This is a genomic window from Streptomyces sp. NPDC002911 (genome assembly GCF_053591835.1).
This window is the reverse complement of record NZ_JBSFUO010000029.1, coordinates 21,166-40,718: the sequence shown is the minus strand read 5'-3', so window position 1 is coordinate 40,718 and position 19,553 is coordinate 21,166. Positions and strand designations below refer to the sequence as shown.

Annotated in this window: 14 protein-coding genes and 1 pseudogene; 4 read left to right on the top strand and 11 right to left on the bottom strand. The window is 71.5% G+C overall.

From position 1 onward, the window contains the following. Positions 1–276: 276 nt before the first annotated feature. A complete protein-coding gene (locus ACWD04_RS28610; protein WP_451136626.1) occupies positions 277–915 on the bottom strand; it encodes a helix-turn-helix transcriptional regulator in 639 nt (212 codons plus the stop codon). Between the two features lie 129 nt (positions 916–1,044). Here ACWD04_RS28610 and ACWD04_RS28605 point away from each other — a divergent pair, with 129 nt between their 5' ends. After that, entirely contained in the window at positions 1,045–4,041 is a 2,997-nt protein-coding gene (locus ACWD04_RS28605; RefSeq protein ID WP_451136625.1) for an AAA family ATPase, read from the top strand. A gap of 277 nt (positions 4,042–4,318) precedes the next feature. Here ACWD04_RS28605 and ppk2 read toward each other — a convergent pair whose 3' ends face one another. The 5 genes from ppk2 to ACWD04_RS28580 all read right to left on the bottom strand — a co-directional run bounded on the left by ppk2 (position 4,319) and on the right by ACWD04_RS28580 (position 9,417). Continuing rightward, positions 4,319–5,269 carry a polyphosphate kinase 2 gene (gene ppk2, locus ACWD04_RS28600; protein WP_451136624.1) on the bottom strand — a complete coding sequence of 317 codons (951 nt, stop codon included), beginning with the start codon at positions 5,267–5,269 and terminating at the stop codon, positions 4,319–4,321. A 77-nt stretch (positions 5,270–5,346) separates the two neighbouring features. Then, positions 5,347–6,366 carry an iron-siderophore ABC transporter substrate-binding protein gene (locus tag ACWD04_RS28595; protein WP_451136623.1) on the bottom strand — a complete coding sequence of 340 codons (1,020 nt, stop codon included), beginning with the start codon at positions 6,364–6,366 and terminating at the stop codon, positions 5,347–5,349. A gap of 30 nt (positions 6,367–6,396) precedes the next feature. Further along, positions 6,397–7,218, bottom strand: coding sequence for an ABC transporter ATP-binding protein (locus tag ACWD04_RS28590; protein ID WP_451136622.1), 822 nt, complete (start codon positions 7,216–7,218; stop codon positions 6,397–6,399). A 61-nt stretch (positions 7,219–7,279) separates the two neighbouring features. Next, positions 7,280–8,353: a FecCD family ABC transporter permease gene (locus tag ACWD04_RS28585; protein WP_451136621.1), complete on the bottom strand. Its 1,074-nt coding sequence runs from the start codon at positions 8,351–8,353 to the stop codon at positions 7,280–7,282. Continuing rightward, positions 8,350–9,417 carry a FecCD family ABC transporter permease gene (locus tag ACWD04_RS28580; RefSeq protein ID WP_451136620.1) on the bottom strand — a complete coding sequence of 356 codons (1,068 nt, stop codon included), beginning with the start codon at positions 9,415–9,417 and terminating at the stop codon, positions 8,350–8,352. The genes ACWD04_RS28585 and ACWD04_RS28580 overlap by 4 nt, the downstream gene beginning before the upstream one ends. A 159-nt stretch (positions 9,418–9,576) precedes the next feature. Here ACWD04_RS28580 and ACWD04_RS28575 point away from each other — a divergent pair, with 159 nt between their 5' ends. The 3 genes and pseudogenes from ACWD04_RS28575 to ACWD04_RS28565 all read left to right on the top strand — a co-directional run bounded on the left by ACWD04_RS28575 (position 9,577) and on the right by ACWD04_RS28565 (position 11,509). Continuing rightward, entirely contained in the window at positions 9,577–10,161 is a 585-nt protein-coding gene (locus ACWD04_RS28575) for an MSMEG_1061 family FMN-dependent PPOX-type flavoprotein (RefSeq protein ID WP_451136619.1), read from the top strand. Between the two features lie 34 nt (positions 10,162–10,195). Further along, positions 10,196–10,713: pseudogene (locus tag ACWD04_RS28570) on the top strand (VOC family protein). Beyond that, a complete protein-coding gene (locus tag ACWD04_RS28565) occupies positions 10,706–11,509 on the top strand; it encodes a MerR family transcriptional regulator (protein ID WP_451136618.1) in 804 nt (267 codons plus the stop codon). The pseudogene ACWD04_RS28570 and the gene ACWD04_RS28565 overlap by 8 nt, the downstream one beginning before the upstream one ends. Before the next feature lie 11 nt (positions 11,510–11,520). On the opposite strand, the gene ACWD04_RS28560 is transcribed toward ACWD04_RS28565, so the two are convergent. From ACWD04_RS28560 to ACWD04_RS28540, 5 genes are all read right to left on the bottom strand, one after another. Further along, on the bottom strand, positions 11,521–12,906 hold the full coding sequence (locus tag ACWD04_RS28560; RefSeq protein WP_451136617.1) for a hypothetical protein: 1,386 nt from the start codon (positions 12,904–12,906) through the stop codon (positions 11,521–11,523). Positions 12,907–12,967: 61 nt separating this feature from the next. Beyond that, entirely contained in the window at positions 12,968–16,054 is a 3,087-nt protein-coding gene (locus ACWD04_RS28555; protein WP_451136616.1) for a glycoside hydrolase family 3 N-terminal domain-containing protein, read from the bottom strand. Between the two features lie 44 nt (positions 16,055–16,098). Further along, a complete protein-coding gene (locus ACWD04_RS28550) occupies positions 16,099–17,511 on the bottom strand; it encodes a GH1 family beta-glucosidase (RefSeq protein ID WP_451136615.1) in 1,413 nt (470 codons plus the stop codon). A gap of 53 nt (positions 17,512–17,564) precedes the next feature. Next, positions 17,565–18,551 carry an ABC transporter ATP-binding protein gene (locus tag ACWD04_RS28545; protein ID WP_451136614.1) on the bottom strand — a complete coding sequence of 329 codons (987 nt, stop codon included), beginning with the start codon at positions 18,549–18,551 and terminating at the stop codon, positions 17,565–17,567. Beyond that, positions 18,548–19,552: an ABC transporter permease gene (locus tag ACWD04_RS28540; protein ID WP_451136650.1), complete on the bottom strand. Its 1,005-nt coding sequence runs from the start codon at positions 19,550–19,552 to the stop codon at positions 18,548–18,550. The genes ACWD04_RS28545 and ACWD04_RS28540 overlap by 4 nt, the downstream gene beginning before the upstream one ends. Position 19,553 lies beyond the last annotated feature (1 nt).

The window sequence follows — 19,553 nt, the reverse complement described above, 5'->3', positions numbered from 1 at the left end:
TCCTGCCCTTCACCGTCGCTGCCCGTCGCGGGACCGCTCGTCGCCGAACGAACCGCCGCGGAACGACCTGTCATGTATCAGCCTGTCACTGCACTCGGCCGGGCCGTCCGGGGTCCAGCCCGACACGGGCAGACCTCGGCACGGAGCGCCCCAGTCCATCGTCGCCTTCAGGACGCCCGCCCCGCGAGGCGCACGGGGGACGGTCGAGGGGCAACACCACTACCCCCGCGTCGCCCTTCCCCTGCCCTCAGGGCCCTTGCATCGGCGCACGGACCATCAGATGTAGCCTTCCCGTAAGGCATATGCGACGGCATGGGCACGGTTGCGAAGCTGCAGCCGGGTCGTCAGACCGTGCATGACGTTCTTGACCGTGCGTTCGGAGTACGACAGTTTGCTGGCAATCTCCCCGGTGTCCATGCCCTCGGCCACCAGTCGGAGCACATCGACCTCGCGTGGAGCCAGGCCGGATGCCGTGGCGCCCGACGCGCTGGTCGCGCCGCGCTGCAACGTGCCGACCTGGGCCATCAGCCGCCCCAGCAGGTCCGAGGGCAGATCCCCGTCGCCCCGGGAGGCCGCCAGGACCGCCCGTAGGAGGCGGTGGCCGGTGGCCTCGCGCCGCCAGACGATCGCGCCGACTCCGTACTCGATCACCTGGAGCAGCTCCACCTCGCGGATCAGGCTCGTGACGAGGACGGTCCTGGTCCCGTCCGCGCGTGTCAGCCGCCTCAGCCGCGACAGCGTGGGTTCGTCCAGTGCCTCGGCCAGCAGGACCGCGACCGTGCCCGGCCGGCCCGCGCCCTCATCGATGAGCTCCACCTCGGAGTGCCGCCGAAGCTGGCTGACCGCTCCGTCCAGGGACAGCGGGTCCGACGCATGGACCTCCACGGGGATTCTGACCGGGGCTCGACCAACCATGCCTGTACGTCCTCGCGTCTTGCAGTGTCGGAACGAACCGTTCCCGCTCCTCCCATCCTTCCTTCGCCGAAAGGACGACCACAACGTGGCCCACCACGAGACCGACCACGAGATCGGGGCAAAGTTCTCGTGAAAGCGTCATCGGGTCGGTTACGCCCCCGTCCACCGGTCACGGTCCCGCCGTCGGCGCTGAGCCCCGCCTCAGCCGGACTGCTCGAACGCGAGTCCGCGCTGGACCTGCTGGCAGCGGAGGTGGGCCGGGCCATGGACGGATCCGGACGGCTGGTCCTGTTCCGCGGGCCCACCGGTACGGGCCGCAGCGCCCTGCTGGAGGCCGCCGCCGAACTGGGCGCGGGGCTCGGCATGCGGGTCCTGCGGGCCCATGCCTCCGCCGAGAGCTCCGGCATCCCCCTCGCCCTCGTCACTCAGCTCCTCGACCCACCGCGCAATTTCGCCGGCCTCCAGAGCGACACCCCGGAGACCCCGCGCCACCTCCGCCACCCGTCCCGCCTGTGGCAGTTGCTGTGCGAGCACGCGGCCGATTCACCCCTGCTGGTCGCCGTCGACGACGCACACCTCGCCGACCAGGCCTCCCGGCGCTGGCTGACCGAGGGCGCCCGGCAGCTGGCCGGGATGCCGGTCCTGATGGTGGTGACCGAGCGCGGGCAGTACGACATCGCCCCGCCGGCACCGGGCCTCGCGTACTCCCTGCCCCCCGGCGTGGTCCGGATGCACGCGGTGGCGCCCCTGAGCCGTCCCGCCGCCGAGGAGCTGGTACGCGGTGCCCTGGGCCCGGACACCAGCGACACCTGGGTGGACGGCTGCGTACGGGCGGGCGCCGGCAACCCGCTGCTGCTGCGCGCGCTGCTCGACGATCTGCGGGCGGTCTTCCCGCACCGCGGCCGGCCCGGCGACGCGGACGGCGGCTGCCCGGAGCCAGGACTGCCCGAGAACTGCGCCGAGCTGTACCCGGGGGCGTTCGTGGCAGCGGTCTCGTGGTGGCTGAGCAGCACGGGCCACGAGAGCACCATGGTCGCCCGCGCACTCGCCGAACTGGAGGACGCGGCGCGGTACTGCGAGGGGAGGAAGGGCGAAGTGGAGGGGGGACACGGGCTCTCCGGCGGTCCCGGTATGCCCGGCCCCCGCAAGGGGCCCGCCTGGCACGGCGCCCCCTGCCCGGGCCACGGCCTCGGCGACGAATTCGCCGATTTCCTCTCCGAGCTCACCGGTACCGACCCCGAACGCGTCGGTGGCTGGATCACCGCGATGCTCCGGCTCGGACTGCTGCGCCGCGCCCCTGGTACCGGCGTCCCGCGCTTCGCGCACCCTCTGCTGCGCGGAGCGGTCCTCGACGGCCGGCCGCGCTCGCACCGGCAGGCCCTGCACCTCCGCGCGGCGGAAATCCGCCACCGCCGGGGCGACGGGGCCGAGGCGGTGGCCGGGCATCTGCTGCATACGGCGCCCGGCGGTACGGCGCCCTTCGCCAAGGCCCTCCTGGACGCGGCAGCCGACGCGTCCAGGGCCGGCAGGACCGGCGCCGCCGCACACTATCTGCGCCGCGCGCTGGACGAACCGATGCCGCGCGAGCGCCGGGCCGCGGTGCTCACAGCGCTCGGCGAACTGGAGTTCGCCGCCTTACGGACCGGTGGCATACCCCGGCTGGCCGAGGCGCTGCACCTCCAGGAGCGGCCCAGGGACCGGGTGGTGGCCGCGGTCAACCTGGGCAACGTCCTGGCCCACCGGGGCAAGCCGTACGCCGCGCTCGACGTCATGCGCGATCTGGGCTCGCTGGACGGCGAACCCGTCCTCGCCCGTACGATCCAGACGGCGTCGGCGTTCTTCTCCGACCACGACCCCGAGATCCGGCGGGCCGTCTACACCGGGCTGCGCGAGCGCGCCGAGCGCTCCCCGGAATGGATCAGCCCGGCTCTGCGTGCCCTGCTGGTCCGGTACGAGGCGACGGCCGGGCTGCTGTCCGCCGAGTCGGCCATGCGGCAGGTCCGGCGGCTGCTGACGGCCCCGGAGGATCCACTTCTGGTGCCCTACCTGCTGGCTGCGGCCGCCGCTGTGGCGCAGTGGGCCGACGCGTCGGACGACGCCGAACGAATCATCAGGACCGGGCTGTCCGAACACCGGCTGACGCCACTGCACCCCGCCCACCGGCCGCTGCTCAACGCGCGGGTGGACACCGCTGCCGCGCGTGGCGATCACCGGCGGGTGCTGGAGGAGACCGCCGACAGACTCCCGGCTCCGGGCGACTCGCCCCGCACGGGTGCGAGCACCTTCCTGGCCCACCGCGTCCTCGCACTCGTCGAGTGCGGCCGTCCCGCCGAGGCCGAACAGCTCATCGCCGGTGTCGAGGTCGACGAAGCACAGGACAATGGGGAGCAGGATCGATTCCTCTACGCGCGTGGTGTCCTGCGGGCGTCCGTCGGCGATCCTGCGGGCGCCCTGCGCGACTTCCGGGAATGCGGCAGGCGCCAGCTCGGCCGCGACGTGGAGAGCCTTGTCGTCACACCGTGGCGCTCGGCCGCCGCCGAATGCCATCTCCTGCTGGGGGAGTCGTGGGAGGCCCTCACGCTCGCCGCCGAGGAGAGCCGGTACGCCGCCGTATGGGACACGCCCCGGGCCCGGGGTCGCGCCCTGCGCGTCCTCGGCGCGGCCACCGGCGGCCGACGCGGTCTCCAACTCACCGCCGAGGCCGTCGGCATCCTGCGCGGCACATCACTCGACATCGAGCTGATCCCCGCACTCATCGCCCACGGCATCCAGCTCACGGCCGCCGGTCAGCCTCGCCGTGCACGCACGCTGCTCAGGGAGGCCGCGACGGCGGCCGAACGACTGGGCGCGGTCCGGCTGTCCGGCTGCGCGGAACTGGCCCTGGGCGCCAGCGGCGCCCGCAGCAGGAACGCCGCGCTCACGGGCCGCGGCTCACTGACCGCCGGCGAACTCCGCATCGCCACACTGGCCTCCGACGGCCGGACGAACGCCGAGATCTCCGAACAGCTGCACCTGGCGCGGCGTACGGTGGAAACCCATCTCACCAGCACCTACCGCAAACTCGGCATACGACGGAGAGGCGGCCTTCCGGCAGCGCTGAACAGTGCCCGGGATGAGCCCACTTGACCGGCACGGCGCGGCCCGCGCGCGGATCGAGGGGCCAGCCGTCCGTCTGCCTGCCCGGATCTGTCCTGACTGCGGAGTTACCCTCGCGGCCCTCCTTCTCACCCGCCCACATCCGGGTTTCCGCCCTCGCGGACCTGTCCGCAGCAGGAGAGCCACGAGCATCACGACGCGGGGCCGCACCTCGGTGGCCCCTCCCCCTGCCACGGAGCAGAACAGGCACGGCAAGACGCCGGCCACCGTTGACGACGACGTCATCGCCACGCGCGGCTGAGACCTCTCAGGGGTGCTCCCCGGGCCCCTCCGTGTTCGGGGCGAGGCGGGTGGGTGAGAGGGCGGTGTCCTCCTCGCCCGGCTCCAGCAGGGTCGCGGCGGCGCCCACGATGAGGGGGTCCGGCTTGCCGACGGCGTCGGGGTCCTTCGCCGCGTAGTCGACGCGGGCGAGGAGACTGCGCATCGCTTCGAGGCGGGCCCTGCGTTTGTCGTTGCTCTTCACCACGGTCCACGGCGCGTGCCCGGTGTCCGTGGCGCGGAACATGTCGATCTTCGCCGTGGTGTAGTCGTCCCACCGGTCGAGGGAGTCTATGTCCGTCGGCGAGAGCTTCCACTGGCGCACCGGGTCGACCTGGCGGATGGCGAAGCGCGTGCGCTGCTCGGCGCGGGAGACGGAGAACCAGAACTTGACGACGACGATCCCGTCGTCGACGAGCATCTGCTCGAAGGCCGGGCACTGCCTGAGGAAGAGTTCGTACTCCGGCGGGGTGCAGAAGCCCATGACGCGTTCGACCCCGGCCCGGTTGTACCAGGAGCGGTCGAAGAAGACGATCTCGCCCGGCGCCGGAAGGTGAGCCGCATAGCGCTGGAAGTACCACTGGCCGCGCTCGCGGTCCGTGGGCTTGTCCAGGGCCACGATGCGCGCGCCACGCGGATTGAGGCGCTCGGTGAAGCGCTGGATGGTGCCGCCCTTGCCGGCCGCGTCCCGCCCCTCGCAGAGCACGACGACCCGCGCGCCGGTGTCCTTGGTCCACCGCTGGAGTTTGAGCATCTCGATCTGCAGGATGCGCTTGATCCGCTCGTACTCCTTGCGGCGGATCTTGCGGTCGTACGGGTAGTTCTCGCGCCAGGTCTTGATCGGCCTGCCCGCCGCGTCCAGCAGGATCGGCTGTTCCGGCCTGCTGGTGTCGACGGTCAGACCGTCCAGCAGCTGCTTCTCCACCTCATCGCGGTCCATCAGGCCAAGATTGGCACCCGTTCACTCCCCGCGCCACCAGGTGGCACGGGAAGCGGGGTGCGAAGCGGTGCGGCCGCCTACTTCATCTTCTCCGCGAAGAGCGGGACGACCTTGTCGATCGCGTAGCCGGTCGACAGCACCGAGTCGGTGGCGAACGCCTGACTGATGCCCTGGTCGTCGAAGACGAGGGAGTGCCCGGCCTTCACCGACGGGACGGCCTTGTACAGCGGGTCGTCGCTGATGTCGGTGGCCGGGATGCCGATGGGGGCCATGACCGTCAGGTCGGCGTCGAGGAGGTCCAGGTTCTCCTTGGAGACGGGAACCGAGAAGCCCTCACCGGCCTTGGCCTCGACGGCCGGGTTGTTCTCGAAGCCGAGGCGCTCGACGAAGTCGACCCGCCCGGTTCCGGACACGTAGGCGCCGTAGCCCTCGGAGGTCCGGGAGCCGAGCGTGACCGTGCTGCCCTTGAACTCGGGGTGCGCCTTCACGGCCTCGGCGAACTTCGCCTCGGTGTCCGCGATGAGCTTCTCGCCCTTCTCCGGGACGCCCATCGCGGCGGCGACCATCTCGGTCTGCTTCTCCCAGGAGAGCTTGTACTGATCGCCGCCCTCGGGCACGCCCACGGTCGGGGCTATCTTGCTCAGGGTGTCGTAACGCGTCTGGTCGCCGCTGGACTTGGTGTCCAGGATGAGGTCGGGCTGCAGGGACGCGATCTTCTCGAACTCGGGCTCCAGCGTGCCGATCATCTGCGGGCTCTTGTCGTACATGCCCTTGGCCCACGGTCCGACGCCCTCGCCGCCGAACGCCAGCCAGTCACTCGCCCCGACGGGCTGACCGCCGAGGGCGAGGACCGTCTCGGCGTCGCCCCAGCCCAGCGCGACGATGCGCTTGGGGGCCTTGTCGACGGTGACGTCGCCGAACTTCGTCGCGACCTTCGCGGGGAAGGCGCCCTCGGCCGCCCCGCCCGAGGAGGAGGCGGAATCGGAGCCCGCGGTGTCGTCGGAGGAGCCGCAGGCGGCCAGGCCGACGAGGAGGGCCGCGACGACACCTGCCATCAGGACCGGGGTGCGGCGGGGGCGTGGAGCAGAATCGTTCATGCCGATTAGGGTAGCCTAACTACACGTTGATCATGCTCCGGGATGGGCAGCCGCGCCCCGCACGTGGTGGCGGCCGAGCGGCACCACCATGGGCGTAGCCGACGCCGGATCCTCCATCACCGAGCAGCGCATGCCGAACACTTCGCCGACCAGCGACTCCGTCACGATGTCGGACGGCCGGCCCTCCGCGACGATCTGCCCGTCCCTCATGGCGATCATGTGGTCGGCGTAGCGGCAGGCCAGATTCAGGTCGTGCAGCACCGCCACCATCGTGACGCCGTGCTCATGGTTCAGGTCGGTGAGCAGGTCCAGGACGTCCAGCTGGTGGCTGGCGTCCAGAAAGGTCGTCGGCTCGTCCAGCAACAGGATGTCCGTACGCTGCGAGAGCGCCATCGCGATCCATACCCGCTGGCGCTGCCCGCCCGAGAGTTCGTCCACCGGGCGCTCGGCGAGGTCCAGGGTGCCCGTCGAGAGCAACGCCTGGGCGACCGCCTCGTCGTCCTCGGCGCCCCAGCGCCGGAACCAGCCCTGGTGCGGATAACGGCCGCGCCCGACGAGGTCGGAGACCGTGATCCCCTCCGGGGCGGACGGGCTCTGCGGAAGGATGCCGAGCACCGCGGCAACCTCCTTCGTCGGCATCTCCTGGATGCTCCGGCCGTCCAGCAGCACCGCGCCCTCCGAGGGTGCGAGCAGCCGCGCCATCGCCCGCAGCAGCGTCGACTTGCCGCAGGCGTTCGGTCCCACGATGACCGTGATCCGGCCCGGCGGGACGCTGACGCTCAAGCCGGAGACGATCTCCCGGTCGCCGTAGCCGAGACGGACGTCCTGGGCTCGAAGAGTGTGTTCAGTCATGGCGCTGCCACGCCTTTCCTTGTCGTCCGTCTCGAAGTCGCCCGTCCGGGATGTCCGCAGGTCAGCCACCGCTGCCCCCGCGGTTGGCGCGGGCCAGGAGCAGCAGCAGATAGGGGGCGCCGATGATGCTGGTGACCGCGCCCACCGGCAGCTGGACCGACGGCAGCAGGTGCTGGGCGCCGAAGTCGGCCACCAGGACGATCAGGGCCCCGGTCAGGGCCGCGTGCGGCAGGGCCGCGCCCCGTCCCGGGACCAGACGGCGGGCGATCGGCCCGGCCACGAACGCCACGAAGCCGATGGGCCCCGCCGCCGCGGTCGCGACGCCCGCGAGGGCGGTCGCACAGCCCAGCAGCGCCAGCCGGCCGGGCTCGACCCGGGCACCGAGACCGGCGGCCGCGTCGTCCCCGAGCTGGAGCGGGCCCAGCGCGCGGGCGGCGAGAGCGGTGAGCGGCACGAGGACGGCGAGGGCGCTCAGCAGCGGCCACACCTGGCCCCAGGAGCGGCCGTTGAGGGTGCCCGTCAGCCAGAGGTACGCCTCCTGGGCGTCGGCGGTGTCGGAGCGTGCCATCACGTACCAGACGATGCTGCTCAGGCCGGTGCCGAAGCCTACGCCGATCAGCACGAGGCGCTGGCCGGCGACGCCCTGGCGCCAGGCGAGCAGGTAGATCGCCGCGCCGGCGCCCACCGCCCCGACCAGGGCGCTTCCGGACAGGGCGAGGCCGCTGACCTGGAAGAGCAGCGACGCGGTGACGGCGACCGCGCTCGCCCCCGCGCTGATGCCGATGACGTCCGGGCTGGCCAGCGGGTTGCGCAGCAGGGACTGGAAGACGGCTCCGGAGAGCCCGAAGCCGATGCCGACGAGGATCGCGAGCAGCGCCCGGGGCAGGCGGAGTTCCAGCACGACGAACCGCGAGCCGCCGTCACCGCCGCCGGACAGGGTCTCCACGACCTTGCCGAGCGGCATCACCATGTCGCCGACACTGAGCGAGACGGCGAACGCCGCCACCACGGCGGACAGCAGGCAGGCCGCCACCAGCACGGAGCGGCGGCGCCCACGGCCGCGTACCCGTGTCACCGTGCGGACGGCGTCCGCGAGGCGGGCATCGGGCGTCTCCTCGCGCAGGAGCCCGGTCACAGCTCCACCTGCTTCCTGCGCCGGACGAGCCAGATGAAGGGGATGCAGCCGATCGCGGCGGTGACCACGCCCACCTGCACCTCGCCGGGCGGGGCGACGACCCGGCCGACGATGTCGGCGACGAGCAGCATGACCGGGGCGAGCACCATGCTGTACGGGAGGACCCAGCGGTAGTCGGGGCCGGTGATGAGCCGGGCGGCGTGCGGTACGGCGAGGCCGACGAAGCCGATCGGACCGGCGACGACGGTCGCCGCGCCGCACAGCAGCACGACGGCGAGTGCCGAGGTCAGCCGGGCGAGGCCCACCCGCTGGCCGAGGCCGCGGGCCAGGTCGTCGCCGAGGGACAAGGCATTGAGCTGCGGGCCGAGGAGCAGCGCCAGGACCGCGCCGGCCGCGATGAACGGGGACACCTGCCACAGCACCTCCGCGTCCCGGGCGGTGAGCGCGCCGAGCTGCCAGAAGCGGAAGCGGTCGTAGCTCTCGCGGTCCTGGAGCAGGACCACGCTGGTCACGGAGGTGAGTACCGCGCTCGTCGCCGCGCCGGCCAGCGCCAGCTTCACCGGGGTGGCGCCCTCGCGGCCGAGCGAGCCGACGCCGTACACGAGGAGGGCGGCGAGGAGTGCGCCGAGGAAGCCGAACCAGATGTACTGCGTGACGACCGTGAACCCGAAGAAGCTGATCGAACACACCACGGCGACCGAGGCACCCGCGTTGATGCCGAGCAGCTGGGGATCGGCGAGCGGATTACGGGCCACTCCCTGCATCACCGTGCCCGCCAGGCCGAGCGCCGCCCCGGCCAGCAGACCCGCCACGGTGCGGGGAACGCGGACCTCCTGGACGATGAGCTGGCCCTTGACACCGAGGTCCGGGTCGAACACGCCCCTCAGTACGTCATCGAAGGCCACGTCCCCGGAGCCGACGGCGAGGCTCGCCAGGACGGTCAGCAGCAGGACGGCCACGGCGGCGAGGAGTCCGAGGGCCAGGACGGGGCGGCTGCGTGCACGACGCCGCTCGGGTGCCCCGGTCTTCCGTCCGTCCGCTCCGTGGAGTACTGGTCCGCTCACAGCCCGTACACCCGGGGCTGCGACATGCGGTTGCGCACTGTTCCTCACCCTCGCTCGTCGCCCCCGGGACGGAGTGCACCCGCGAGCATAAGTAAGGTGAGCCTAACAGTGCCAGGTCAGCGATCCGCTGCGGTGCCCCCAAGAGGTACGGAGAATCCCTTGCCGAACGCAGCGCCCGTGGCAGCCACCGCCGTCGCGCCCTCCCCCGACGGTGACCCCCTGGCCGGGGCGGTGCCCCTGGAGTCGGCGGAGCAGTTGCGCGAGATCCTCGGCACACCGTGGCCGCTCGTCATCGACAAGGTGCACGAGGAGCTCACCGAGGACGACCTGGGCCTCCTGGCCCGTGCGCCGTTCTGCGCCGTGTCGACCTCCGACGCCGACGGCAACTGCGACACCTCACCGCGCGGCGGCGAACCGGGCTTCACGCTCGTCCTTGACTCGCGCACCCTCGCGCTGCCCGACCTGCCGGGCAACCGTCGCGGCGACAGCTTCCACAACATCCTGTCCAACCCGCACGTCGGGCTGCTCTACCTCATACCGGGCACGATGACCGTCCTTCGCATCAACGGCCGCGCCCGCATCCTCACCGACGCCCCCTTCTTCGACGGGATGACGGTGAAGGGCCGCCGCCCCGATCTGGCGCTGGTCGTGGACATCGACGAGATCTACCTGCACTGCCCGGCATCGCTCAAGCGCTCGGGCATGTGGGCCCCGGAGACGTGGGAGGGCGCCCGCCCGGCTTGACCCTCACGTTGCGTGAGGCGGAAGGGTGGTGTGCATGAGCGACTACTACAACGCGTTCGAGACAAGCCCGTACCCACTCCCGGCCCGGATGCGGTCCCGCCGGAGCCGTTCCGTGGCATCTACGGGATGCCGGCGTTCGTGACGATCCCCACGAGCGACCTGGCGGCGTCGGTCGACTTCTGGATTCGTGGGCTCGGGTTCATCGAGCTGTTCAGCATCCCGGGCGAACTCGTGCATCTGCGCCGGTGGGCCTTCCAGGACGTACTCCTCGTCACGGCGGCGAGCGATCCGGAGGAGACGCCTGCGATGAGCGTCAGCCAGGTCGATTCCCTTGTCGAAGCCTGCCGTGCGCTGCGTCCGGACTCGGTCGACGGTCCACGGGACACCTTCTGGAACACCCGCGATGTGGAGGTGATCACCCCCGAGAACGCACGGATCGTCTTCACTGCGGCGAAGCCCTTCGATCCGGCCGGTCAGGAGGCGCGGAACCTTGAGTCCATCGGGATCACCCCGCCGGGCGTCGGTCGCGGTGACAATGAGGAGCATGCCTGATCCCACCGACGCCGACGGCCTGACCGTCGGTCAGGTCTCGACGCGTCTGGGCGTGATGGTCCGCGCGCTGCACCACTGGGACGAGATCGGTCTGGCGCGGCCGTCACTGCGCACGGCTGCCGGATACCGGGTCTACACCGCTGGTGATCTGGAACGCCTGCACCGCGTCGTCGTCTGCCGCGAGACCGGTCTCGGCCTGGACAGGATCCGGGCCGTCCTGGACGACTCGACCGCAGACGTGCCCGGTGCCTTGCGCGCGCAGCGCAACGATGTCGCTGAACGGATCGACCGCCTCCAGCAGCTCAGCGCCGGACTGGATCGAATGATCGACGCCCACGAGCGCGGCCTGCTGCTGACCATCGAGCAGCAGGCCGCGATCTTCGGCCCCCAGTGGGACCCGGACTGGCCCGCCCAAGCCCGTCAGCGCTACGGAGACACGGCGCAATGGCAGCAGTACGCCGAACGCTCAGCTTCTCGCGGTCCGGAGGAATGGCAGGACATCGCCGACGCCGTTGCCCGCCTCGACCGCGCCCTCGGGGACGCGATGGACGCCGGCGTCACACCTGGCAGCCCGGAAGCGAATCACCTCGTCGAACAGCACCGCGAGATGTCCGCTTCGTACTTTCCCCTCACCAGGCAGATGCAGGTCTGTCTCGGCCGCATGTATGAGGCCGATCCGGCATTTGCCGCCCACTACGACGGCATCCGCGCAGGCCTTGCCACGTGGTTCCGTCGAATCGTCGACGCCTGCGCGCGCGCCCACGGCATCGACCCCGACACCGCGACCTGGCAGTAGGTTCTCCGCACCTAGAACCCTCCGCCGTCGAAGCCTCCGCCGCCGCTGAAACCGCCGCCGTCGCCGAAACCACCGCCGCCGAAGCCGGAGGAGTCGAAGTCGGAACCGGAGACGTCACCGCCGCCCCAGTCACCGCCCCCGCCTCCGCCGAAGTCGCCGCCGCCGTACTCCCCCGCGTACGCGGGGGTGGAGAGCATCGAGCCGAGCATGGTGCCGACCAGCAGGCCCGGCAGCAGGCCGCCGCCGAAGTAGCCGCCGGCCCAGGGGCCGTAGGCAGGCCCCGCCTCCCAGTAGGGGCGCCGCCGGCCGTCGCCGACGTCGACGGTGCGGCTCATCGGGTCCTCGCCCTCGCGCAGGCGGACCTCGTCGGCGCCGCAGACCGGGACCTCGCGGGCCGCACCGCCGGACGGCGTCCACAGGACGTCCGCGACCGAGGGCCCGTGGCGCGGGTCGAAGAAGCAGGGCGGCCGGCGCGCCGGGAGCACGCCGCCCTTACGGCGGGCCTCCAGGACCGCGAGAGAGAACCGGCCGTCCTCCAGGGCGCGGGTGACCTCGCGTACGTCGGAGGGGTGCCGGGCGTTGCCCATGCGGGACTTGGCGTCCTCGTAGGAGTCGAGCGCGCGCTCGTAGTCGATGCGCATCGCGTCGTCGGCGCCCTTCTCGGCGGGGTGGAAGTCCAGCCGGTCCAGGGTCTCGCCGTACGCGGTGATGTCCTCGTCCACGACGACGCGCAGCCTCTCGAGAGCGGCCTGCTCTTCCTCCTCCTTGCGCTTCCTGTTCCGGCGGGCCACGGCGAGCGCGGTGCCTCCGCCCACGAGGACGACGCCGCCGAGGACGATCAGTCCGCCCACCGGCACGCCGTTCGCGGCGCCGTCGGCGGCCCCGCCGCCGGACCAGGAGGCCGGGGCGCTGCCCTTGGCCTCGTCGACGGCGCGGTCGACGAAGGCGTTGAGCTGGGTCGCGGCGGACGTGTCCGTGCCGGGTGCCTTCACGGCGGTGGTGAGGTTCTCGACGGCCCGGGTCGGCATCACCTGCGGGTCGGCGCCCGCGTCGAAGCCGTCGCCGAGGCGGACCGCGTAGACGCCGGTGATCCCGGTGTCGGTGCGCAGGTTCTGCAGGAGGTTCTCGGGCGGGTACGCGGACGTCGCGGGCAGGACGGCCACGAAGACCGGCTTGTCGGCGTCCGTGATCTTCTTCTCCAGAGCGGCCTCCTGGGACGCCGAGAGCTGACCGGAAGCCGCCGGGTCGACGTACACGGGGCCCTGGCGCAGAGCGCGGGCGGCGTCGTCGATCGTCGCAGGGGCGGCGGCCTGGGCAGCGGGGATGAGTGCCAGCACGGCCGCCGAGATCATCAGCAGCAGGCAGGCCCACAGGGGAGCGAACAGCCTTTTCCGCATACTCCGAAAGTAACCCGGACGGGCGAAAAATGCGTCGCCCGCCCGGGTCACGTGTCCGCTGTTACACGGCGCGGTACGCCGTGCGCAGCTTCGCCACCGCTCCGTCGAGGTCACCGGTGAGCAGCAGGTGGTCGGCCTCGGCGAACGGCTTCGACACCGCCTCGGTGAGCTTCCCGCCGGTCTTCTGCTGGACCAGCAGCCTCGCCCGGTCCACGATCTCCTTGCCCGCCGCGGTCTTCCCGAGGCCCGCCCGCTCGGCGAGCCGCGCGGCGACGGCGAGGCCGGTGAGGGTGACTTCGCCGCCCGTCGGGGCCTTTTCGAGGGTGGTCAGTCCCCAGCCGTACGGGAACTGCGGGTCGTACGCCGCGTCGCCGACGTTGACCGGCAGCTGCGACTCGGACTTCGGCCAGGTCACCGGGAGCTGTCCCGTGAAGGCCCGCTTGCCGTAGAGGACGTCGGCGACACCGTCGCCCTCGGTGCCGGGCAGCCAGGAGGCGACCAGGGCGTCGATGTCACCGAGGCGGTCGCCGATGAGCTGCGGACGGCCCGAGACGATGAGGACCGCGCACTTCATGGCGGCGCAGACGGTGTCGACGGCCTTCTTGTCGGCGTCGGTGAGTTCCAGGTCATGGCCGTTGCCGACGTCCCCGATGCCCTCGGCGTACGGCTTCTCGCCGACGACCACGACTCCGACGTCGTACCCCTCGGTGGGGGCGGAGGCGTCCTGGGACCAGGTGGCCCCGGAGGTGTTCTTCTCGATGCCCTTCAGGATCGTCGTGCCCGTGGTGGTGGCACCGGAGGCACCCTGCCAGCTGATGGTCCAGCCGCCGGCCTGGTTGCCGAGGTCGTCGGCGTTGGAGCCGGCGACGTAGACCTTCTGCGACGCCTTGAGCGGCAGCACCGCGCCGTCGTTCTTCAGCAGCACCTGGGACGTGGCGGCTGCCTCGCGGGCGACCGCACGGTGCTCGGCGGAGCCGACCTTGTCCAGGTTCGTCGTGTCGGCGTACGGCTTCTCGAAGAGGCCGAGGCGGAACTTCTGCGTCAGGATCCGGGACACCGCGTCGTCGATCCGGGCCGGGGTGATCCGGCCGGCGGTGACCTCGTCCTGGAGCGTCTTCGTGAAGTCCTGGTACGCGGTCGGGACCATGATCATGTCGAGCCCGGCGTTGACCGAGGTGCGGACGTCGCTCGCGTAGTCACCGGGAATCTGGTCGATGGCCTGCCAGTCGCTGATGACGAAGCCCTCGAAGCCCATCCGGTCCTTGAGTACGCCGTTGATCATCTCCGCGTGCGCGTGCATCTTCACCGGGCCGGCGTCGTCGCCGATGATGTCCAGCGAGGAGTACGACGGCATGACCGTGCCCACGCCCCGCTTCACGGACTCGGTGAACGGCGAGAGGTGCACCGCTTCGAGTTCCTGGCGGGTGACCTTCGTGACGCCCTGGTCGATGGTGTACGAACCGGTCGTCGACGAGCCGAAGTCCGTGCCGCCGTCGCCGACGAAGTGCTTGGCGCTGGCCAGCACCTTGTCGTTGCGGTCGAGGTCCCTGCCGGACGGGCTGCCCTGCATGCCGGTGATGACCGTCTCCATGGCCTCGACCAGGGCCGGGTCCTCTCCGTACGCCTCGTAGGAACGTCCCCAGCGCTCGTCACGGGTGACGCACACACAGGGTGCGAAGTCCCACGGGACGCCGGTGGCGCGGACCTCGCTCGCGGTGACGGCGCCCGTCTTCCCGGCGAGCTTCGGGTCACGGCTCGCGCCGATGCCGATGTTGTGCGGCATGATCGTCGCGCCGATCACGTTGTTGTGGCCGTGCACCGCGTCCACACCGTAGATCAGCGGGATCTGGAAGCGGGTCGCCTGCGCGCGCAACTGGTAGGCGTCGGTCATCTTCGCCCAGGCCTCGGGCGTGTTCGGGGTGGGCACGGAGCCGCCGCCGGAGAGCAGCGAGCCGAGGTCGTACGTGGCGATATCGCCCTGCGCCTTCAGCGCGTTGCGTTCGGCCTGGGTCATCTGGCCGGCCTTCTCGGCCGGGGACATCCGCGACAGCAGGTCGGCGACGCGCTTCTTCACCGGGAGCTTCGTGTTCTGGTACGGCAGTCCGTGGGCGTCGATGACGACCTGCGGGTTCTCCTTGGGCGCCTTGGCCCCGGTGACGGTGAGTTCCAGCGGGATCGTCTCCGCCGGCTCGGCACCCTTGTCCTTGGCGGTGTCCACGGAGACGGTGTGCGTGCTGCCGGAGGCGGTGCCCGCCGGGAAGGTGTGCGTGCCGGTGACCGCCGTGTAGTCCTTGCCGGCGCCGGCGCTGCCGCCCTTCGTGGTGTACGCGACCGTGACGGGCTCCTCGACGGGGAGGGAGCCGGTGGTGGCGACGGAGATCTTGATGTCCGCGGTAGCGCCCTCCGTCACCGGGTGCACGGCGGAGTCGACGACGACGTTCGACTTCAGGGCCGGGTCGGCCTTCCCGTACAGCTCGACTGCGTCCATGGCGAAGGAGCCGGGTGCGCCGGTCGGAAGCGTGAGGGCGTAGCCCCACATCTCGTTCAGGCCGAGGACCTGGTCGATGCCGCCGACGGGCTGGTAGTCGGCCCGGTAGACGAAGTCCGCGAAGGGGATCTCGACCTGGTGCCAGCCCTCCCAGTCGTCGGTGAAGGAGGTGGTCCACAGCTCGGAGGCGCCACCGTTCGCGCCGCCGTCCTTGATCTCGAAGTTGATCCGCTTGCCCGAACCGGGCGGCAGCGGCGCGGTGTTCTGGCCGTACCACCAGAAGCGGATGCCCTGGTGGGCCGTCCAGTCCTTCGGGGGCTGGTCCACGGCGAACTCGTGGCTGAGCCCGCCGTAGGCGCTGATGTCGTAGGTGCCCTGGAGGACCTTGGCGCCTTCGGGGGCGTCGGCGCGCTCCTTGAGCTCCAGAGCGGGGTGGTCGTCGCTGTCACCGCCCCAGGTGAACAGGGAGTCGGCCGGCGGGTTGCCGAGGGGGACCTCGCCCTCGAAACGGTCGACGAGGACCGGTGCGGGCTCGTCGCCGTCGGCCGCCGCGCTGGGGACGGCTCCGGCGAGCAGGGAGGCGAGGACGGTGGCGGCGGCGAGCGCGGCGGTCACCGGTCTCGCCCGGTGGCGTGCGCGTGCGTGGGGCGTACGGGGCATGTGCGGCTCTTCTCTGCTCCGGTGGTGGTTCGGCACGGGGGAGATCAGTCGGTGCTGGCGTTCCGGGTGAGCCGGATCGTGTCGCGGTACCACTTGGCACTGTCCTTGAGCGTCCGCACCTGTGTGTCGTAGTCGACGCGGACGATGCCGAACCGCTTGTCGTAGCCGTAGGCCCACTCGAAGTTGTCCATCAGCGACCAGGCGAAGTAGCCCCGGACGTCCGCGCCCTGCCTGCGGGCCTCGGACACGGCGGCGACGTGGTCGGCGAGATAGGCGGTGCGGTCGGTGTCGGGCACCGAGCCGTCGGCGGCGACCGTGTCGTCGAAAGCCGCTCCGTTCTCGGTGATGACGGTCGGCAGCCCGTAGTCGCGCTGGAGCCGCAGCAGCAGATCGGTGAGCTCGGTGGGGGTGATCTCCCAGTCCATGGCCGTGCGGGGCAGGTCGCGCTCCACCCCGCGGACGACGGGCAGGCCGCCGGCGTCGGTCGGCGATCCGTCTTCGGTGACTCCGGAGAACAGGGCGCCCCGGTAGAAGTTGACACCGAGGACGTCGAGGGGGGTGGCGATGGCGGCCAGGTCGCCTTCCTGGACGGGCAGTTCGATGTTCTGCGCCGCGAGGTCGTCGACGACGTCCTGCGGGTAGCGGCCGTGGACGATCGGGTCGAGGTAGAGACGGGTGCCCATGCCGTCGGCGCGGCGGCAGGCCTCCCGGTCCGCCTCGCTGCCGGTCTCCGGGGTGGCGGTGCCGAGGTTGAGGGTGATGCCGAGTTCCAGCGGGTTGCTCCCCGCCGCCTCACGCATCTGCCGGGCGGCGAGACCGTGGCCCAGAAGCAGGTGGTGGACGGCTCCCATGGCGTCGCCCAGGTCGGTGCGGCCGGGGGCGTGCACCCCGTAGGCGTATCCGAGCATCGCCGAGCACCACGGCTCGTTCAGGGTCGTCCAGTGCTCGACCCGGTCGCCCAGTGCCTCGTAGGCGAGCATGGCGTACTCGGCGAAGCGCAGGGCTGTGTCGCGGGCCGGCCAGCCGCCCGCGTCCTCCAGCTCCTGCGGCAGGTCCCAGTGGTAGAGGGTGATCCAGGGGGTGACGTTCCTGTCCTGGAGCTCGTCGACCAGTCGCTTGTAGAAGTCGAGGCCCTTGGCGTTGGCGGGGCCCCGGCCGCCCGGCTGGATACGCGGCCAGGCCAGCGAGAAGCGGTACGTGTCGACGCCGAGGCCCGCGATCAGCTGCACGTCCTCGGGCATCCGGTGGTAGTGGTCGCAGGCCACGTCACCGTGTTCCGCGTTGTGGACGGCGCCCGGCACACGACAGTAGGTGTCCCAGATCGAAGGGGTGCGGCCGTCCTTTGAGGCTGCGCCCTCGATCTGGTACGAGGAGGTGGCGACGCCCCAGCGGAAGTCGGAAGGGAGTCCCTGGACGGCGGTGGGCTGCGGGCTGCTGCGGGGCGTGACGAGGTTCATGGCTCTCCGTGACTCCGGTTCTGCTGCGGGGTGGTGTGCGTCGGTACGGTCGGTCAGTGGTGCAGCCAGCAGGCGGCCTCGCGGTCCTGGCCTGCCTCCGGCGGGGCGAGAACCGGTACTCGCCGGGCGCACGGCTCGAACGCCTTGCCGCAGCGGGGGTGGAAGGCGCAGCCGGTGGGCATCGCGGACAGGTGCGGGGGCGAGCCGGGGATGCCGGTGAGCTCGCGGCGGGGTCCGTGCAGCGCGGGGAAGGAGTGCAGGAGGCCCTCGCTGTAGGGGTGGCGGGGGTCGCGGTAGATTTCGGCGGCGCCGGCCTGCTCGACGATCCGTCCGCCGTACATGATCGCGATCCGGTCGGAGAACTCGATCAGCAGCGAGATGTCATGGGTGATGAACACGACGGAGAAGGAGAGGCGCTCCCGCAGCTCCACCAGCTTGCGCAGGATCTGCCGCTGCATCACCACGTCGAGGGCGGTGGTGGGCTCGTCCATGATGACGATCTCGGGTTCCAGGGCGAGTGCCATCGCGATCATCACGCGCTGCCGCATGCCGCCGGAGAGCTGGTGCGGGTAGGCGGCGAGCCGGTCGGCGGAGATCCCGACGAGGTGCAGCAGTTCCTCGGCCCGCGCGGTGCGCTCGGCCGCCCGCATGCCGGGTCGGTGCGCGGTGAGGACGTCGGTGAGCTGGCTGTGGACGGTGTGCACCGGGTTCAGCGAGTTCATCGCGCCCTGGAACACGATCGACAGTTCCTGCCATCGGAAGGCGCGCAGCTCGTCCGGGGTGAGGGAGAGGATGTCGACGGGCCCGCCGCCCGGCCGGTGGTAGTGGACGTCGCCCCCGGTGATCACCCCGGGTGGGGAGAGCAGCCGGGTCACGGCGTACGCGAGTGTGGACTTGCCCGAGCCCGACTCGCCTGCCAGGCCGAGGACTTCACCGCGGTGCAGGGTGAGGTCGATGTCCCGCAGCGCGCGGACACCGCTCGCACCGGTGCCGTAGTCGACGTTCAGGCCGCTGATGGTGAGGATCGGCTCGGCGGTCATGCGCTGTGCTCCTTGCTGGGCGTTCCGGGCGACCCGGGTGCGGTGGGCGCCTCGGGCGCGGTGCGGGCCACCGGGGTGAAGCCGACCCGCATCCGGACCTTTCGGGAGGCGCCGGTCGCGGTGCGCAGGCGCGGGTTGACGAACTCGTCGATGCCGAAGTTGATGAGCGAGAGGGCGGTGCCCAGCAGGGCGATGCACAGTCCGGCCGGGACGAACCACCACCAGGCTCCCTGGGCCAGGGCCTGGTTGGACTGGGCCCAGAAGAGCACGGTGCCCCAGTTCCAGTGGGAGATGTCGGCGACGCCGATGAAGGCGAGGGTGATCTCCGAGAGGACCGCGAAGATGACGGTGCCGACGAAGCCGGACGCGATGACGGCGGTGAGGTTCGGCATGACCTCGAACAGGATGATCCGCCAGGTGGATTCGCCGGTCGCCCGCGCCGCCTCCACGTAGTCGCGGCGCCGGAGCGACAGGGTCTGGGCGCGCAGGACGCGCGCGCCCCAGGCCCAGGAGGTGAGGGCGATGACGGCGGCGATCAGCAGGTCCCCGGTGTCCTCGACGAAGCTCGCGATGATGATGATCAGTGGCAGGCCCGGGATGACGAGGAAGATGTTGGAGAGCATCGAGAGGATTTCGTCGGCGGCTCCGCCGAGGAATCCGGCGCTGACCCCGATGAGCACGGACAGCACCGTCGCCAGGATGCCGGCGAGGAAGCCGACGAGCAGCACGCCGCGGGTGCCGACCAGGATCTGCGAGAGAACGTCCTGCCCGGTCTGCGTCGTCCCGAACCAGTGGTCGGCGGAGGGCGGTTGCAGCAACTGGTCGCTCATCGCGTCCGGGTCGTACGGGGCGAGCCAGGGGCCCGCCACGGCGAGAACGACGAAGAACGCGAGGATCAGCAGCCCGGTGCGGGTCTTCCCGCCGCGCAGGAAGCGGAGCCTGGCCCGGGACGCGGCGGGGGCGGTGTCCGTGACGACTACGTCGGTGGTGGTGACGGCCATG

Excerpts from the sequence above, each read along its gene's own strand:
- ACWD04_RS28610 (WP_451136626.1), bottom strand. The coding sequence starts at position 915 with ATGGTTGGTCGAGCCCCGGTCAGAATCCCCGTGGAGGTCCATGCGTCG.
- ppk2 (WP_451136624.1), bottom strand. The coding sequence starts at position 5,269 with ATGGACCGCGATGAGGTGGAGAAGCAGCTGCTGGACGGTCTGACCGTC.
- ACWD04_RS28595 (WP_451136623.1), bottom strand. The coding sequence starts at position 6,366 with ATGAACGATTCTGCTCCACGCCCCCGCCGCACCCCGGTCCTGATGGCA.
- ACWD04_RS28590 (WP_451136622.1), bottom strand. The coding sequence starts at position 7,218 with ATGACTGAACACACTCTTCGAGCCCAGGACGTCCGTCTCGGCTACGGC.
- ACWD04_RS28565 (WP_451136618.1), top strand. The coding sequence starts at position 10,706 with ATGCCTGATCCCACCGACGCCGACGGCCTGACCGTCGGTCAGGTCTCG.
- ACWD04_RS28560 (WP_451136617.1), bottom strand. The coding sequence starts at position 12,906 with ATGCGGAAAAGGCTGTTCGCTCCCCTGTGGGCCTGCCTGCTGCTGATG.
- ACWD04_RS28555 (WP_451136616.1), bottom strand. The coding sequence starts at position 16,054 with ATGCCCCGTACGCCCCACGCACGCGCACGCCACCGGGCGAGACCGGTG.
- ACWD04_RS28550 (WP_451136615.1), bottom strand. The coding sequence starts at position 17,511 with ATGAACCTCGTCACGCCCCGCAGCAGCCCGCAGCCCACCGCCGTCCAG.
- ACWD04_RS28545 (WP_451136614.1), bottom strand. The coding sequence starts at position 18,551 with ATGACCGCCGAGCCGATCCTCACCATCAGCGGCCTGAACGTCGACTAC.
- ACWD04_RS28540 (WP_451136650.1), bottom strand. The coding sequence starts at position 19,552 with ATGGCCGTCACCACCACCGACGTAGTCGTCACGGACACCGCCCCCGCC.